Consider the following 16360-nt stretch of genomic DNA (forward strand, 5'->3'; position numbering starts at 1 on the left):
CGAATATGGTTCGGGCTCCCGAACCCTCGCCGAGATGCGGGAAATCGACCAGGAAGGGATTTGATCATGCGTGCGCAACAATTGCTTTCGGTCGCGCAGAAGACGGCGGCGCGGTTGCCCGGAGCGGTTTCGGAACAGCCGTTCGGCCCGGATTGGCAGGTGTACAAGGTCGGCGCCAAGGTCTTCATGCTGGTGACCGAGGTACGTGGCGAGTCGATGGTGATCGTCAAGGCCGATCCCGATGACGCGATCGCATTGCGCCACCAATTCCCTGAGATCACGCCCGGATACCACATGAACAAACGGCACTGGATCACGGTGACCGCTGGTGACGGGATCTCGGCGCGGCTGGTCCGGGAGCTGGTGACCGACTCACATCGCCACGTGGTGTCGGGTCTGCCCGTCGCGGACCGGCCCGCGAACTCCGATCGCCGAGCCCGGCCCGGCCCGGCGCAGCGGGGCGGCCTGACCGGGACACGCCTCCAGTCCACGGCTCGTCGCATCGCGAACTCGCTCGCCGGGGTCAGCCACGGGCGACCGTTCGTGGAGAAGCTGGAGGTGTACAAGACCGGCGACAAGGTGTTTCTGATCGTCACCGACGATCCCGACGAGCAGATCATCACCGTCAAGGCCGATCCGGAGCGCGGACAGCTGCTGCGCGAGTGTTTCCCGTCGGTGACAGTCGGCCGTTACCTGGACAAACACCATTGGGTATCGATCGGCGCGGGACGCGGTGTCACCCCGGAGTTGGTGACCGAACTGGTCCACGATTCCTACGACCTGGTCCGCCGAGGCGCACTACGGAGGAAATAGTCCATGACCGAGACGATGCAAGCGATCAAGCTCTCCGGTCCCGGCAGCCTCGACGCGCTGGCGCCCTCCGAAATCTCCAAGCCCGAGGCTCGACCCGGCTGGGTGCGGATCCGGATCAAGGCATTCGGCGTCAACGAGTCCGAAATCACCAGCAGGAAAGGCGAATCCAGTGCGGACTTCACCTTCCCCCGCGTCCTGGGCATCGAGTGCGTCGGCATCGTCGACGCCGCCGACCCCGACAGTGGCCTGCGGCCCGGTCAGAAGGTAGCGACCATGATGGGCGGCATGGGTCGCTCGATCGACGGCAGCTACGCCGAATACACCCTCGTCCCCGCCGCGCAGGTCATCCCCTTCGACACCGACCTTCCCTGGGAGATCGTCGGCGCCCTGCCGGAGATGTTCCAGACCGCCTACGGCTCGCTGACCACCGGCCTGGACCTGCGCGCGGGGCAGAACCTGCTCATCCGTGGCGAAACCTCGACCGTCGCCTTGTCCGCCGCCACCCTCGCCAAGGACATGGGTGCCACCGTCCTGTCCACCACCCGCAATCCGAACCGGATCGAATGGCTCCGCGAACGCGGCATCGACCACCCTCTCCTCGACGACGGCCACATCGCCGGCGCAGTGCGGGCGATCGTCCCCGGCGGTGTCGACGCCGCCCTCGAATTGGTCGGAATGACAACGCTTTCCGACACCCTCGCCGCGGTCCGCACCCACGGCACCGGATGCTTCACCGGCGCACTCAGTGGGACCTGGACCATCGAGAACTTCGGCCCACTGGGTTTCATCCCCATCGGCGTCCGCCTGACCTGCTACGGCGGCAACGCCAGCGATCTACCCGCCGAGGTGTTCGCCCACCAACTCGAGGGCATCGCCGCCGGGCGCCTCACCCCCACCCTCGCCGCCGTCTACCACGGTCTCGAACAAGTGCGGCAAGCCCACAGCGACCTCGAAGCCGGCACCACCCCGGGAAAACACGTCGTCGTGCTCGACTGAAGCGCGGAGTATGTGTGTTCCGAACACACAACGCGGTCACGACGGCACGTCCCCGCCGACCCCCGGAATTCTGTGCGGCAGGGTGCGGACACGGGATGGTCGGCAAGCGACAATTCCGCGAGCGGATGGGCACGACTTGTCTGCGATTGTGCTGCAAGTGATTTCAGGCGATTTCGGCGGACATGCCGGAGGGTATCCGACGGTACGGGGCGCCGACGCCGGGGCCGTTGTCGCCCAGGAAGCCGTCGACCATCGCGGCGCCGATGTCGTTGAGTGCGCCGTCGTGTACGGCGAAAGCCTGGCGTGGGGCCACTTCCCGCACGTAGTCGATCAGCTGGCCGGTGGTGGACCAGGGCCCGTGCACGGGCAGCAACAGGGTGTCGACAGCGACGTCCGGGACGGTGAGGGCGTCGCCGGGATGAAACAGGGCGTCGTCGATCAAGAACCCGATGTTGCCGACCCGCGGGATGTCGGGGTGGATGTCCGCGTGCCAGGTGCCGTACACCTTCACCTCGAAGCCGGCCGCGGTAAACACCTCACCCGCGCCGACCGCGGTGACTCGCGCACTCGAGCCGTCCAGCTGTCGAGCTACGGAGGTGTTGGTCCAGATCCGCAGAGCCGGATTCTGCTGGGTGGCTTTGCGAAGCGTCGCTTCGGAGAAGTGGTCGAAATGTTCGTGGGTGACCAGGACCGCGTCGGCCCCCTCCAACGCCTGCGGATCGGTGAGGCCGCCCGGATCGATCACCAGCCGACGGCCGTCGATTTCGACACGGACACAGGCATGACCGAACTTGGTGAGCTGCATGACGCTCCTCAGACTTCCCGAAAAATACAACCAATATGTACAACTTAACTGTACACCTAGGTTGCGTGATCGGGATAGGGTGGAGCGGTGAACGACGAACTCGCCGAAGATCTGCGGCACGCGATCGGCGCGCTGGTCCGCGCCGTGCGGGTCATCGACACCATCCCGCCCGGAGAAGCCGCCATCCTCAGCCACCTCGACCGCGATGGCCCGCACACCACCGTCGAACTGGCGCAGCGGCGCAACGTGACGCACCAGTCGGCCGCCAAGTCCGTCAAGGAACTGCTGGGCGCCGGCCTGGTGCGCACCGCCCCCCACCCCGACGACGGCCGCAAACACCTGCTGTACATCACGGATGCCGGCCGCGCCCGCCTGCGACGCGAACGTACCCAGCGCGCCACATCACTCGACAGCGCCATCCGCAACACACTCACCGCCGACGAGCGGCAGCAGTTGCGGGACTGCGTACCACTACTGACCCGCCTCACCACCCATATCAACGGACCCCGACCGTGATCAGGTCACGGCTTCACCTGACTCAACGTGGTGCAGTTCATTACGACGACACTTCGGTGGGCGCCGAAGTGTCCGCGCGGCAGACTCGGAGTATGTCCGATCGAATTCTGCACGGGTACGCCGATATCGCCGCTGTCGGGACGCTGCTGGCGGATCCGACGCGGGCGCGGGTGCTCGCGGCGCTGGCCGACGGGCGGGCTCTGCCTGCTTCGGTGCTGGCCGCGGAGGCCGGGGTGGCGGCCTCGACGGCCAGTGAGCATCTGTCGCGGCTGGTCGGTGGTGGTCTGCTCGTGGTCGAGCGGTCCGGCCGTCATCGGTATTACCGGCTGGCGAGCCCTGAGGTGGCGGCGGCGGTCGAGGCGATGGCGGTGCTGGCTCCGGACCGGCCGGTGCGATCGTTGCGCGAATCCACCCGCGCCGCCGCGCTGCGCCGGGCCCGCAGTTGTTACGACCACCTCGCCGGTCGGCTGGGTGTGGCGGTGACGGCCGCGCTACTGAGCCGGCAGGCTCTGGTTCGCACCGACGGTCTCGCGGGAAACGAACGGTCCGAGGGCGATCCGATCTCGGCGCCGATGTCCGAGCATCCGTATCGGCTGGGTCCGAACGCGGAGCCGGTCTTCGCGGATCTGGGGATCGACCTCGCCGGTGCGCGCGGCGGTCGACGCCCGCTGCTGCGGTTCTGTGTGGACTGGAGCGAACAGCGGCACCACCTCAGTGGCGCGCTGGGTGCGGCGATGCTCACCCGAATGGAGTCGGCGGGCTGGGTCGCTCGCCAGGATTCGCGGCGGGCGCTGCGCCTCACCGACCGCGGCGCGGACGAACTGCATCGGATACTCGGCGTCGCGCTCCCCGCCTGACCGTCACGCCAATTTCTCTGCCCGCTCCCGCAATCCGGCGGTCATACCCGCGAACCCCCGCCGCATCGCGGCTCCCAGCGACGCCGCGACCACCGGCTGCAACCACCCGGCGAGTTCGAAATGCGAGTCGTACCGGCACCGGTCCTCGCCCATCGGCGTGACGGTCTGGGTGCGCAGACTGTGCAACGCACCCAGCGGGACCGGCTTCATCGAGTAGCTGAATTCCGTTCCGGGCGTATGGGTTCGGATGAACTCCCGCTGCTTCCGCGGCTGCGACCCGGTCAGCCGCACCAGCATGTCGATCGGCTCCCCGGGGCGCAACGTCGTCCGGCACTCCAGGGCGAACGGATTCCACTCCCCGTACGCCGCGAAATCGGTGAGCACCCGCCAGACGGTCTCGGCGCTCGCCCCGATCTCGGCACTCTCCTCGATCACAAATCCCATACCCGCACCCTAACTGAAACCTGTTCTACAAGCTCTCAGTCGAGGAATACAGCGTCCAGCGTCCGGGCATCGACGGCCCGGTCGATCCACGCCTCGATCGTCTGCCGATCGGTGCACGCCCGAATCTTCGCCACCACATCCTTGGTCACCTCGAAGCCGCGGCGGTGCAATACCCGCAAGAGCGACTCGGCCTCCCCGTCGATCTTTCCGTCGTTGTAGAAGTGCCGCGTGTAGGCCATCTTGTACTTGTGCTCACTGCTGCTCATCAAATTCTCCAGGTAGCGTCGGGTCGGCTTCGGCATGTTCGCGCCGACCAGGTCAATGTATCGCAGATACTTCTCGTCGTCACCGATTGCGTCGACCAATGCGCGGAGGATCGCCTCGATTTGCGGATTCCTGCGATGCACGATCGCGAATATCGCGGCCAATCGAATATTCTCGGCGACGACGACGGGATCGGTGACGACCGGTAGATCGCTCGGACCGATCACCCACGGTACGAAAGTGCATCCGGAGGTGATCTCGATCGCCTCGCGGCAATGTTGTGCCGCTCGCTCGGTCGGGCACATGACGAGCAGCAGAGTAGGACAGCGCAAACGGCTGCGCAGGGTGGTGAGATAGACCGGCCAGGTCCACGCCTTGTCCGGGTCGTGTCGTAACTGGATCTCGATCACGATGGCCAGACGTGGTTCCGATCCGAACGTCAGGACCACCACGCCGTCGGACCGATATTCGGTCGGGTCGATATCGGGGAAGTCCCCCGATTCCCGTCGGACATCGTCGTAGCTCGGAAGCGAATCACGCCGGTGCATTCTGTGGAGGTCGACGGTCAGAGTCGGCGTTTCCCGTAGGAGATCCGCGAACGACTCGTGAAGAAGTGTGGGCATAACGGGCACTTTATCCACAAGGAAAGTTCTGTCAAAATTGTCGACCGTCCGGTCCGCATTTATTGCGAATTCACGAACCGCGATTTCGTATATTCATTTTTCGATTATTCGATTACTTCGCACCGGCGGTCAGCATCCGCTCGATGAGCAGTCGCGCCGCGCGATCGACCCGCTCGTAGTCGCCGGTGACCAGCCGGTCCTGGAGCAACCCGCGGATTCCCGAGATCAGGACGGTGGCGGTGGATTCCGGGTCGGCGACGGTCGGGTGGAAGCGGGACAGGGTGGTGGTGAGCGCTTCGACCAGGACGTGGACGGCGTCCTGCGCGTAGCCGCGGAAGGGGCTGCCGGGGATCGAGGCGACGCCGAGGACCTGGAGCAGTACCCGGGTACTGGAGATCCAGTCGGCGGTGGTGTTCACGCAGAAGGATTCGGTCATGACCGTGCGGAGGGTCGCCAGATCCGGGATGCCGGCGAACATCCCGGCGATGTCGGGGCGCTGGGTCTCCAGGGCCGCGATCAGCATCTGCTCCTTGCTGCCGAAGTAGTGGATCAGCATGCGGGAGCTGGTGCCGAGGTAGTCCGCGAGGGGGCGCAGCGACAATTCGGTCAATCCGTATTCACCGAGATAACCGATGACGCCGGACAGCAGTTCGGCGCGGCGGGCGTGGTCGAGGGGCCTGGGCACCCGTCGACTGTAGCCATGCTCCACGACGCGCCGAAACACGCGGGGCGAGGGTTACAGATGGGCTACACTGGAAATCGCTGACCGGAACGGCCTTTCGCCGTCCGCCCGAAAATGCGGTACCAAAAAAGAACTCCTGCAGTGGCGGTCGTATACCGGTTCCGCCTCGCGTTCGCCGAGTCCGGTCGAATCCCTCGATGCGCGCTCCGGTTGTCGCTGCGTTCCACACTTCCCATCGAAGGAGGCCGTCATGCGGCTGGGACTGGACTATGCCGGTGGTCGGCCCGGTGGTGGCGCCATCGCCGCCGCCGGATACACATTCGTCGTCCGCTACCTCAGCGACGGCGGGCCCGGCCTACCGGGCAAACTGCTCACCCCCGCCGAGGCGGATGACCTGCGCGCCAACAATATCGACATCGTCTCCAACTGGGAGACCACGGCGTCGCGGATGCTCGACGGGTACGACGCCGGCGCCCGGGACGCGCAAGCGGCCCGCGCCCAGGCCCTGGCCTGCGGCGGCAGCGCGGAACGGCCGATCTACTTCTCCGCCGATTTCGATGCCACACCCGCACAACAAATTCCGATCGACGACTACCTGCGCGGCGCCGGTTCGGTGCTGCACCCGTCGAATGTCGGTATCTACGGCGGATATTGGCCCGTCTCGAGGGCATTGGATCACGGCACCGCCAGGTGGGCATGGCAGACCGGGGCCTGGTCCGGCGGAAACACCGATTCGCGCATCAACCTGTATCAGCGCATCGGGTTCGTCCGCGTCGGCGGCGTGCAATGCGACGTGAACGAGGCTCGCACAGACGATTTCGGGCAATGGTCGAAAACCAGCAAGGGAGGCGAGATGCAGTTGACGGACACCCTGACCGATGCATACGGGAATCCGGTGACGGTCGGCGACATTCTGAAGTGGATCAGCTTTCACGCCGATCTCACGGTGGACGAACTCGGTGGCCCCGGTTCGCGGACGGCGCTGCCACCCGATCAGAAGATGACCGGGCACCCGGCCCTCGGCGGCCGCACCATCGTCGGTGCGATCGCGGAGATCGGCCAGGCGCTGAAACTCCCCGGTTTCGATCCGGGCCGGGCCTGAGCCCGAGTTCCGATGGCGGCGCGCTGGTTCGACCGGCGCGCCGCTTGACTGTAGCGATCGCTACAGGTACTCCTGACCGCATGACTGTAACGACTGCTTCACAAACCCGCGGTGTCGTCGTGACCGGAATGGCCGCGACAACCTCGCTGGGGGTGGATCTCGCGGCGACCTGGGCCGCGCTGCTGGCCGGGCAGAGCGGAATCGGGCCGCTGGACGACGATTTCGTCGCCGCCCACGACCTGCCGGTGCGGATCGGCGGCAAGCTGCGGCAGTCGCCGGGGGACCGGCTCACCCGGGTCGAGCAGCGGCGGCACTCGTTCGTGCAGCAATTGGCGCTGGTGCTCGGCCGGGAGGTGTGGCAGGACGCCGGCGCGCCCGAGGTCGACGGGGAGCGCCTCGCGGTCGCGATCGGTACCGGGCTCGGCGGCGGCGACGCCTTCGTGACCGCGGTCGACGCGATGCGCACCGGCGGCTATCGCAAGGTGCCGCCGCTGACGGTGCCGATGGTCATGCCGAACGGCCCGGCCGCCCGGGTCGGGCTCGAATTCGCCGCCAGGGCAGGCGTTTACGCGCCGACCTCGGCCTGCTCGTCGGGGGCCGAGGCGGTCGCGCACGGCTGGCGGCTGATCGCCACCGGCGAGGCCGATGTGGTGATCGCGGGCGGCGTCGAGGGCTACATCGAGGCCGTGCCGATCGCCAGTTTCGCCATGATGCGCGCGATGAGCACCCGCAACGACGAACCGGCCCGCGCTTCGCGGCCGTTCGACCGCGACCGGGACGGCTTCGTCTTCGGTGAGGCGGGAGCGCTGCTGGTGCTGGAGTCCGAGCGCTGCGCGGCCGCGCGCGGCGCCACCGTCCACGGCCGGTTGCTCGGGGCCGGTATCACCTCCGACGGCTACCACATCACCGGCTCCGAGCCGGACGGCGCGGGTGCGGCGCGCGCGATGCGGAAGGCGATCGAATCGGCGGGGCTGAGCGGCGCCGACATCCGGCATGTGAACGCACATGCGACTGCCACCCGGGTCGGTGACGCGTCCGAGGCGAACGCCATCACCGCTGTCAGTCCCGGCGCCGCGGTGTATGCGCCGAAGTCGGCGCTGGGCCATTCCATCGGCGCGGTGGGCGCGCTGGAAGCCATCCTCACGGTGTGCGCGCTGCGCGATCAGGCGATCCCGCCGACCCTGAATTTCGAACACCCCGACCCCGCCGTCGACCTCGATATCGTGCACGGCGGGGCCCGGCCGCAGCGCATGGATCACGCGCTGAGCAACTCGTTCGGTTTCGGCGGGCACAACGTGGCGCTCGCCTTCGGCCGCGCCTGATTCACGCGGCCCCGACCTGCGCCGGAATCGCGGTGAACGCAAACCTGGTGCGGGCCGCGACGGCGCGATTCGATACGGTTTCCGTAGATAGTCGTGTCGAATCCCGAGGTAGCCGATGAGTGAAGTGTCGATCGCGTGGGTGGATGGTGCCCTGGAAACCATTGATCAGCGCGCGCTGCCGCAACAGCTGCGGCCGCTGCGGATCACCACGGTCGACCAGGTCATCGACGCCATCCAGACCCTCGCGATCCGCGGCGCCCCGGCGATCGGGGTGTCCGGGGCGTTCGGTGTGGTGCTCGCCGCGCACGCGTTCCCGGACGATCCGGCCGCCGTACGCGCCGAGGCCGAGCGCATCGCGTCGGCCCGGCCCACCGCGGTGAACCTGGCCTGGGGTGTGCGGCGCGCGCTGAGCCGGCTCGACGAGGGCGCGCAGGCGGTGCTGGACGAGGCGCTGGCGATGCTCGCGGAGGACGGCCGGGTCAACCGGGCCGCCGCCGCGCACGCCGCCGATCTGCTGCAACAGCTGCTGCCGGGGCGCCCACTGCGGATTCTCACCCATTGCAACACCGGACGGTTGGCCACCACCGCCTTCGGTACCGCGCTCGGCGCGCTGCGGGTGCTGCACGAGCGCGGGGCGCTGGAGACGGTGCTGGTCGACGAGACCCGGCCCCTGTTGCAGGGCGCGCGGCTCACCGCGTGGGAGCTGGCCGAGGCCGGCATCCCGCACCGGCTCACGATCGACTCGGCGGCGGCGTGGGCGATGGCGACCGGGCAGGTCGACGCGGTGATCGTCGGGGCCGACCGGGTCACCGCCGACGGTTCGGTGGCGAACAAGATCGGTACCTACAGCCTGGCGCTGGCCGCCCACCACCACGGCCTGCCGTTCGTCGTGGTGGCGCCGGAGTCCACCCGCGACCCGCACACCGCGACCGGCGCCGAGATCGTCGTCGAGCAGCGCGCCGCGGCGGAGATCACCCATGTGGCCGGAGTAGCCACAGCGCCGGAAGGTACGGCCGTGTTCAACCCCGCCTTCGACGTGACGCCACCGGAACTGGTCACCGCCGTCGTGACCGAGAACGGGGTGGTCGGCCGCGTGCGAACACCGCGCGGCACCGACGGCAGTGTCGCATCCGGCACCGACCGCACTGTCGCATCGAGTGCCGTTGCGGGCGAGGCCGATTCGGCCGGTGACCGGATCGCCGGGATCGCCCGAGAGCTGTACGCGCAGGGCTGGATGCCGGGCACCGCCGGGAACATCTCGGTGCGCGAGGGCGATACCGCCGTCGTGACCGGAAGTGGTTTGTCCAAGGGCGAACTCACCGCCGCCGACGTCGTCGGGGTGCGTGTCACCGACTCTGCCGCGGTGTCCGGGACGCGGAAACCGTCCGCGGAGACCACGATTCACACCGCGGTCTACCGGGCCACCGGCGCGGACGCGGTGGTGCACGTGCATCCGCCGCACGCCACCGCGCGCTCCGCCGGCGCCGCGGAATCGTTGCGGTTCACCGGTTACGAGCTCATCAAGGGGCTCGGGACGAGCGAAACCATTGACATTCCGGTGTTCGCCAATCACCCTGACGTACCGCGCATCGGTGCCGACATCGAGCGCTACCTGATCGAGCACCCCGACGCGCCGCCGGTGCTGTTCATCGCCGGCCACGGCATCACCGCGTGGGGAGCGAGCCTCGCCCAGGCCCGCGACCGCGCGGAATGCCTGGAGGCGATGTGCGAGCTGGTGACGCTCACCGGCCGCCGCGAGATCTGATCCACCCGCCGTTCCCGAGGAGCACTGACCATGACGCTGCTGCAGATCATGTCCGACACCGACGCCGGTGACGTCCGGCTGCGCACCACCGACGCCGAGGTCATCGGCGCCGAACTGTCCCGGCGCGGAATCCTTTTCGATCGCTGGCCCGCGCTGGAGAGCGTGACCGCCGCGACCACGAACGAGCAGTTGCTCGCGGACTACGCGGACCGCCTCGCCGAGCTCAACGCCGACGGCCGCTACAAGCACATCGATATCGCCCGCATCCACCCGGACGACAGCAACCCGGACTGGCCCGCGACCGCCGCGGGCGCGCGCGCGAAGTTCCTCGCCGAGCACCGGCACGCCGAGGACGAGGTGCGGTTCTTCGCCGCGGGCGTGGGCTGCTTCTACCTGCACCTGGGTGACGAGGTCCTGGCCACGGTGTGTTCCGCCGGCGATCTGGTGTCGGTGCCCGCGGGTACCCGGCACTGGTTCGACATGGGTGCCCGGCCGGCGTTCGTGGCCGTCCGTTTCTTCGAGGAGGAGGACGGCTGGATCGGCGACTTCACCGGTGACACCATCGGCGAGCAGTTCCCGACCCTCGACGAACTGGTCGCCGGCACCGCCGCCGGCCGATGATCACGACGATCGTCGTCGACATCGAGGGCACCACCAGCCCGACGGCCGCGGTCCGCGAGGACCTGTACGGCTATACGCGGCAACGGCTTCCGCAGTGGCTGGCGGCCGACCGCGACGGCGCGGCCGTCGACGTGATCGCCGCCACCCGGAAGCTGGCGAACCGGCCGGACGCCGATGCGGCCGAGGTCGCGGACATCCTCGTGGGCTGGCTGAACTCCGATGTGAAGGCCGAACCGCTGAAGACCGCGCAGGGCGTCATCTGCGCGGAGGGCTTCCGCACGGGGGCGCTGCACGGGGAGTTCTTCCCCGACGCGCCGCCCGCGCTGCGGGCCTGGCACGCGGCCGGGATCGCCCTGTACGTCTACTCGTCCGGGTCGGTGCGCAACCAGCAGGACTGGTTCGCGCACGCCCGCGGCGGCGAGCTGGCCTCGCTGATCGGCGGCTGGTTCGATCTCAACAACGCCGGCGCCAAGCGCGAACCGGCCTCGTACGAGAAGATCGCGGGCGCGATCGGCGCCGGCCCGGACCGGATCCTGTTCCTGTCCGACCATCCGGACGAGGTCGACGCCGCGGTGTCGGCGGGCTGGCACGCCGTCGGCGTGACCCGGCCCGGCGAGCCGAATTCGGCACGGCCGCCGCACCGTTGGATCGGTTCGTTCGCCGAGCTGGACCCCGCGGCGTTCTGATCCCTCAGACCCGGGCGCCGGCGCGGGCGATGAGGTATTCGATCAGCGTGGTGAGGACGGTCTTACAGGAGACGCGGTCGCGGGCGTCGCACAGCACCACCGGGATGTGGGCGTCGAGGTCCAGGGCGTCGCGGACTTCGTCGGGGGTGTAGATCGGCGCGCCCGCGAAGCAGTTCACCGCGACGGTGAACGACAGGCCGCGGCGCTCGAAGAAGTCGATCGCGGCGAACGAGTTCTCCAGTCGGCGGGTGTCGGCGATGACCACCGCGCCGAGGGCGCCGCGCGCCAGTTCGTCCCAGAGGAACCAGAACCGGTCCTGCCCGGGGGTGCCGAACAGGTACAGCACCAGGCTGTCGTCGATGGTGATGCGGCCGAAGTCGAGGGCGACGGTGGTGGTCTTCTTGCTTTCCACCCCCGCCAGATCATCGACGCCGGTGGACAATTCGGTGATCATCTCCTCGGTGCGCAGCGGCGCGACCTCACTGATCGATGACACCATGGTCGTCTTCCCGACGCCGAAACCGCCGGCGATGAGGATCTTGACCGAGGCGGCCAGCACGGCCGCGGAGGTGGGTTCAGACACGGTGTGTTTCTACAGCTTTCGGATTCCGTCGAGTACGGCACGCAGGACGGTGATGTCACCGGCACCCGCGTCGGTGCGGTCGGGCGTCCGGAAGTTCAGATGCCCGTCACTGATCAAATCACCCACGAGAATCTTGGTCACCGCCAACGGTAGTCGCAGCACCGCCGACACCTCGGCGACCGACTGCGGCACGTGGCACAGACGCAGAATCTCCGGGTACTCCGGCTCGGGCCGCCGCAACGAGACCGCCGACGAGTTGGTCATCACCACCGTCAGCATGTCCAGTTCCCGCCCAGCGCCGAGCGTGCGGCCACGCGTGACCGCGTACGGGCGGACCAGCGGCCCCGCCTCGTCGTCGAACCACGGCTGACCGAAGCGCGTCATGACGTCCGCGGCTCCGCGTGCTCGGCCAGACCGCCGCGTGCCTCCGTCGACAGGTACGGGCCCACTCGCGCCACCGTCAGATTCATCTCGTACGCCACCATCCCCACATTCGCGGATTCGCTGGCCTGCAAGGCGATACACGCGTTGTCGCCGGCCGAGGTCACGAACAGCACCGCCCGGTCCAGCTCGATCACCGCCTGCCGCACGCCACCGCCGTCGAACCGGTTGCCCGCCGACCGCGCCAATCCGTACAGCGTCGCCGACATGGCACCGAAGTGCTCCGCGTCCTCCCTGCTCATGGACGTGCACCGGCCCAGCAGCAGTCCGTCGGTGGAATGCACCACCGCGAACCGTACTCCCGCGAGGCGATCGACGAGATCATCGAGCAGCCAATTCAGATCACCTGCGTTGGAAGAGGTCACCTTCGCCTTCCTGTTCTTCCGGTCGAGCGGCCGAGTCCTCGATGACTCGCCGGCCTTGCCGGGTGCCGTTGTTGATGGCGGACATGAGATCTCGGGCCTGTTCGGCCGAACGTGGCCGCTCCGAACCGGATTCGGTGGCGCGCTGTTCCTGCGACAGCTCCGGCGCGAGGCTGGCCTGCTTGCGGCGGCGCGGCAGCGGCGGCCGGGTCGGCGCCCCGTGGTGGGGCATCATCGGTGCGCGCCTGGGCGGTTCGGGCGCGGGCGCCGCGATCGGCTCGGCCACCGGCAGACCGGCGAACGGGCGGGCGGCCGGCGCGGATGCGACGGCGGGCCGCGGCGCGCGGGCCGCCACCGCCGGCATCTCGCCGGTCATCGGCGGATCCGGGATTCGGGTGAAGCGATCCGGCAGATGATCGACGACGGCGTCCGGCGAGGCGATCAGCGGCGTCGGCACCAGGACGATCGCGCGCACGCCGCTGTAGTCGGAGTCGGTGAGCCGCACCGAGATACCGTGCCGGGTGGCCAGCTGGGCGACCACGAACAGACCGAGCCGGGAGTCCGCCGACAGGGTTGCGACACCGAAATCCGGTGGCTGACGGAGCATTTCGTTCGACCGCTGCAAGGTGTCGGGCGGCATGCCCACGCCCTGGTCGGTGATCTCGATGACCACGCCCCGGCCCACCACCGCCCCGGTGATGTCCACCCGGGACTCCGGCGGCGAGAAGGCGGTGGCGTTGTCGATCAGTTCGGCGAGCAGGTGGATGAGGTCGGCCACGCCGGCGCCGACGATGTGCACCGCCGGCATCCGCGCGGTGCGCACCCGCGCGTAGTCGAGGGTCTCGCCGACGGCGCTGCGGACCAGCTCGACCAGCGGCACCGGCCGCCGCCACTGCCGGCCGGGCTGACCGCCACCGAGGATGATCAGATTCTCGGCGTTGCGGCGCTCGCGGGTGGCCAGATGGTCCATCCGGAACAGCGTGTCCAGCATGGCCGGATCCTCCTGGCGCGATTCCGCGTCATCGAGGATCTCCAGCAACCGGTGCACCACCACCTGACTGCGGTGCGCGATGTTCAGGAAGACCGCGCGCACGCCCTCGCGGGTGCGGGCCTCGGTGATCGCGGCGGAGACGGCGGCGGTGTGCGCCCGGTTGAACGCGCGCGCCACCGCTCCGACCTCGTCGGAGCCGAAATCCAGTTGTGCCGCTTCGGCTTCCATGTCGATGTGCTCGCCGGCCGCGAGCCGCCGCATCAGTTCGGGCAGCCGGTCCTCGGCCAGCGCCAGGGTCTCGGTGCGCAGCCGTTTCAGCCGCCGGATGAGCCGGTTGGCCAGCCACAGCGCGACGAGGAAGGCGGCCAGCGAGACCAGCAGCGCGCCACCGCCGGCGAGGGTGGAGTTCTGCGCGGTCCGGTTGACGGCGATCAGGGCGGCGTCGGTGCCCCGCGAGGCCTGCTTCAGCCACAGATCGAGGATCTGCCTGGTGAGCTGGTCGTAGGCCGCGCGCCAATCGGTCACGCTCAGCGGCGGGGGCGGCGTCGTCCCGCCCGCCTTGGCCGGCGCCGGCGGGTGGATGATGTAGTCCTCCATCGCCGCCAGCTGCTGCCAGGCCGGCGAGGCGATGATGGCGGCCGCCGATCGGCTTTCCCCGCCGGTCAATTCGTGCACGAGCCGGGGCAGTTCGGCATGGTAGAAGCCGACGTTGTCGCGATACTCGGCCATCAGCGGCGCGGGCAGCGTCAGGCCGTTGAGTACGGCGGCGGTGAGCGAGGCGCTGCGCGCCATCGACTCCATCGCCAGCAGCACCCGCACACCCTTGTCGGTCTCCAGGGTGGCCGCCACGCTCGGCGAATCCTTCATCACGACCTGGCTGCCGGTCACCACGCCGTCGAGGATGCGGGTGTAGAGACTGTAGACGTCCGGAACGGCCATGGCCCCGGAATCCACCGCGGCCCGGATATTGGGCAGCATCTTCTGCAGGGTGTCGAAACTGCCTGTGTCGTAAGCCATCTTGTCGTTGAACTTGTTGTTGATGGCCTTCTGGGTGGGCTCGATCGCGCGCAGGACCGCGTCGACCCGTTTGCGGACCTGCGCCAGTCCGACCGGATCGGGCTGTTCACCGGCCAGCTGCCACAACGACAGCATCCGCTCCTGTTCGAACGCGCCGACCAGCTCACGGCTGGTGTCGGTGGCATTGGAGAGCACCTGCAACCAGTCGTGCGAGTCACGGCTCTCGTTCAGCAGGTAACCGGCTGTACCGACACCGATTCCGAACAGTGCCACGCTCGGCACGAAGGCGATCACGAGCACCCGCGCCCGAATGCCCACCGTCATACCGGTCGTCCGCTTGAACATCGGCACACCGTAACCGGTACCAGTCGGAAACGGACCCGAAATTCGGTATTTGAGACATATCTCAACGGAGGGTTGGGAACAGGCACAGACGAATCCTCGATTCATTGGATTTCGTTGTGCAAGAACCGTTCAGAATTGTGCGCAAACCGATCGGAGTGTGCGGCCACCGATCACGGCAATGCCTGAGCAGACGCTCGAGCAATGAGGTGTTCCACCAACGTCATCAGAACGTCCTTCACCGAATTGCGTTCGCGGGCATCGCAGAACACGACCGGGGTGTGGCCGTCGAGGTCGAGGGCGTCGCGGACCTCGTCGGTGGTGTAGATCGGGGCGCCCTGGAAGCAGTTGACCGCGATCGCGAAGGTGACCCCGCGCTTCTCGAAGAAGTCGATCGCCGCGAACGAACTCTCCAACCGGCGCGTGTCGGCAATGACCACCGCACCGAGGGCACCGCGGGCGAGTTCGTCCCACAGGAACCAGAACCGGTCCTGACCGGGAGTACCGAACAGGTACAGCACCAGACTCCGGTCGATGGTGATACGACCGAAATCCAGGGCCACGGTGGTGGTCTTCTTGCCCTCCACACCGGACAGATCATCCACCCCCACAGAGGTTTCGGTGATCATCTCCTCGGTGCGCAGCGGCGCCACCTCACTGATCGCGCCGACCATGGTGGTCTTACCGACCCCGAATCCGCCGGCGATCAGGATCTTCACGGAAGCGGCCAGTTGGGTGTTCCCGGCCGCGGGGTCAGAGTCTACGAATGCCATCGAGTACCGCTCGCAATAGGTTCACGTCGTTGGGGCCGATGTCGGTCTGCATCGGTGCCCGGAAATCGAGATAGCCCTCGCCGATCAGATCGCCGACGAGGATTTTGGTGACGGCCAGCGGAAGGTGCAGCACGGCGGACACTTCCGCCACGGACTGCGGCACCTGACACAGCCGCATGATGTCCGTGTACTCCGGCTCGGTTCGTCGCAGCCGGGGCGCACGGGGGGCGCACACCACGAGGGTGAGCATGTCGAGTTCATGACCAGCACCGACGGTGCGACCCCGGGTCACCGCGTAGGGACGCAGCAGCGGGGCGTCTTCGTCGAACCAGGAAGTGTCGTCGTGCTTCATGGT

Annotated in this window: 19 protein-coding genes; 9 read left to right on the forward strand and 10 right to left on the reverse strand. The window is 68.1% G+C overall.

What is annotated here, in order from left to right; translation table 11 throughout:
* Positions 1 to 66 precede the first annotated feature (66 nt).
* Together NRB56_RS31140 and NRB56_RS31145 are read left to right on the forward strand one after the other, a co-directional pair.
* Positions 67 to 813, forward strand: coding sequence for an MmcQ/YjbR family DNA-binding protein (locus NRB56_RS31140; protein WP_153347885.1), 747 nt, complete (start codon positions 67 to 69; stop codon positions 811 to 813).
* A 3-nt stretch (positions 814 to 816) separates the two neighbouring features.
* Positions 817 to 1809 (forward strand): alcohol dehydrogenase catalytic domain-containing protein, encoded by a 993-nt coding sequence (locus NRB56_RS31145; protein ID WP_227838462.1) that lies wholly within the window; start codon positions 817 to 819, stop codon positions 1807 to 1809.
* 163 nt (positions 1810 to 1972) lie between these two features.
* Here the strand turns inward: NRB56_RS31145 and NRB56_RS31150 are convergent, their stop codons facing one another.
* On the reverse strand, positions 1973 to 2614 hold the full coding sequence (locus NRB56_RS31150; protein ID WP_153347886.1) for an MBL fold metallo-hydrolase: 642 nt from the start codon (positions 2612 to 2614) through the stop codon (positions 1973 to 1975).
* A gap of 87 nt (positions 2615 to 2701) precedes the next feature.
* Here NRB56_RS31150 and NRB56_RS31155 point away from each other — a divergent pair, with 87 nt between their 5' ends.
* Entirely contained in the window at positions 2702 to 3130 is a 429-nt protein-coding gene (locus tag NRB56_RS31155; protein ID WP_319943791.1) for a MarR family winged helix-turn-helix transcriptional regulator, read from the forward strand.
* 92 nt (positions 3131 to 3222) lie between these two features.
* A complete protein-coding gene (locus NRB56_RS31160) occupies positions 3223 to 3987 on the forward strand; it encodes an ArsR/SmtB family transcription factor (RefSeq protein ID WP_153347887.1) in 765 nt (254 codons plus the stop codon).
* Positions 3988 to 3990: 3 nt separating this feature from the next.
* On the opposite strand, the gene NRB56_RS31165 is transcribed toward NRB56_RS31160, so the two are convergent.
* From NRB56_RS31165 to NRB56_RS31175, 3 genes are all read right to left on the reverse strand, one after another.
* Positions 3991 to 4431 (reverse strand): SRPBCC domain-containing protein, encoded by a 441-nt coding sequence (locus NRB56_RS31165; RefSeq protein WP_153347888.1) that lies wholly within the window; start codon positions 4429 to 4431, stop codon positions 3991 to 3993.
* A 35-nt stretch (positions 4432 to 4466) separates the two neighbouring features.
* Positions 4467 to 5318, reverse strand: a complete 852-nt coding sequence (locus tag NRB56_RS31170) for a hypothetical protein (RefSeq protein WP_153347889.1) — start codon at positions 5316 to 5318, stop codon at positions 4467 to 4469.
* Positions 5319 to 5430: 112 nt separating this feature from the next.
* On the reverse strand, positions 5431 to 6003 hold the full coding sequence (locus NRB56_RS31175) for a TetR/AcrR family transcriptional regulator (protein WP_319943792.1): 573 nt from the start codon (positions 6001 to 6003) through the stop codon (positions 5431 to 5433).
* Positions 6004 to 6250: 247 nt separating this feature from the next.
* Here NRB56_RS31175 and NRB56_RS31180 point away from each other — a divergent pair, with 247 nt between their 5' ends.
* From NRB56_RS31180 to mtnC, 5 genes are all read left to right on the forward strand, one after another.
* The gene (locus tag NRB56_RS31180) at positions 6251 to 7102 is read left to right on the forward strand and encodes a glycoside hydrolase domain-containing protein (RefSeq protein WP_153347890.1); all 852 of its coding nucleotides are present in this window, start codon (positions 6251 to 6253) and stop codon (positions 7100 to 7102) included.
* An 80-nt stretch (positions 7103 to 7182) separates the two neighbouring features.
* A complete protein-coding gene (locus NRB56_RS31185) occupies positions 7183 to 8424 on the forward strand; it encodes a KasA/KasB family beta-ketoacyl-ACP synthase (RefSeq protein WP_153347891.1) in 1242 nt (413 codons plus the stop codon).
* A 115-nt stretch (positions 8425 to 8539) separates the two neighbouring features.
* Positions 8540 to 10189: an S-methyl-5-thioribose-1-phosphate isomerase gene (gene mtnA, locus NRB56_RS31190; RefSeq protein ID WP_153347892.1), complete on the forward strand. Its 1650-nt coding sequence runs from the start codon at positions 8540 to 8542 to the stop codon at positions 10187 to 10189.
* 30 nt (positions 10190 to 10219) lie between these two features.
* Positions 10220 to 10810 carry a 1,2-dihydroxy-3-keto-5-methylthiopentene dioxygenase gene (locus NRB56_RS31195; protein WP_153347893.1) on the forward strand — a complete coding sequence of 197 codons (591 nt, stop codon included), beginning with the start codon at positions 10220 to 10222 and terminating at the stop codon, positions 10808 to 10810.
* Complete coding sequence (mtnC, locus tag NRB56_RS31200) at positions 10807 to 11496, forward strand: acireductone synthase (protein WP_153347894.1); 690 nt, start codon at positions 10807 to 10809, stop codon at positions 11494 to 11496. The genes NRB56_RS31195 and mtnC overlap by 4 nt, the downstream gene beginning before the upstream one ends.
* A gap of 4 nt (positions 11497 to 11500) precedes the next feature.
* Here mtnC and NRB56_RS31205 read toward each other — a convergent pair whose 3' ends face one another.
* From NRB56_RS31205 to NRB56_RS31230, 6 genes are all read right to left on the reverse strand, one after another.
* Complete coding sequence (locus NRB56_RS31205) at positions 11501 to 12079, reverse strand: GTP-binding protein (protein WP_319943793.1); 579 nt, start codon at positions 12077 to 12079, stop codon at positions 11501 to 11503.
* A gap of 9 nt (positions 12080 to 12088) precedes the next feature.
* A complete protein-coding gene (locus tag NRB56_RS31210; protein WP_153347895.1) occupies positions 12089 to 12463 on the reverse strand; it encodes a DUF742 domain-containing protein in 375 nt (124 codons plus the stop codon).
* Positions 12460 to 12885, reverse strand: a complete 426-nt coding sequence (locus NRB56_RS31215; RefSeq protein ID WP_319943794.1) for a roadblock/LC7 domain-containing protein — start codon at positions 12883 to 12885, stop codon at positions 12460 to 12462. The genes NRB56_RS31210 and NRB56_RS31215 overlap by 4 nt, the downstream gene beginning before the upstream one ends.
* Positions 12863 to 15235: a sensor histidine kinase gene (locus NRB56_RS31220; protein WP_153347896.1), complete on the reverse strand. Its 2373-nt coding sequence runs from the start codon at positions 15233 to 15235 to the stop codon at positions 12863 to 12865. The genes NRB56_RS31215 and NRB56_RS31220 overlap by 23 nt, the downstream gene beginning before the upstream one ends.
* Positions 15236 to 15405: 170 nt before the next feature.
* Positions 15406 to 16005 (reverse strand): GTP-binding protein, encoded by a 600-nt coding sequence (locus tag NRB56_RS31225; RefSeq protein ID WP_153347897.1) that lies wholly within the window; start codon positions 16003 to 16005, stop codon positions 15406 to 15408.
* A complete protein-coding gene (locus NRB56_RS31230) occupies positions 15986 to 16357 on the reverse strand; it encodes a DUF742 domain-containing protein (protein WP_153347898.1) in 372 nt (123 codons plus the stop codon). The genes NRB56_RS31225 and NRB56_RS31230 overlap by 20 nt, the downstream gene beginning before the upstream one ends.
* Positions 16358 to 16360: the final 3 nt, after the last annotated feature.

Origin of the sequence: Nocardia aurantia, assembly GCF_009604425.1 — a bacterium.
Classification (GTDB): domain Bacteria; phylum Actinomycetota; class Actinomycetes; order Mycobacteriales; family Mycobacteriaceae; genus Nocardia; species Nocardia aurantia.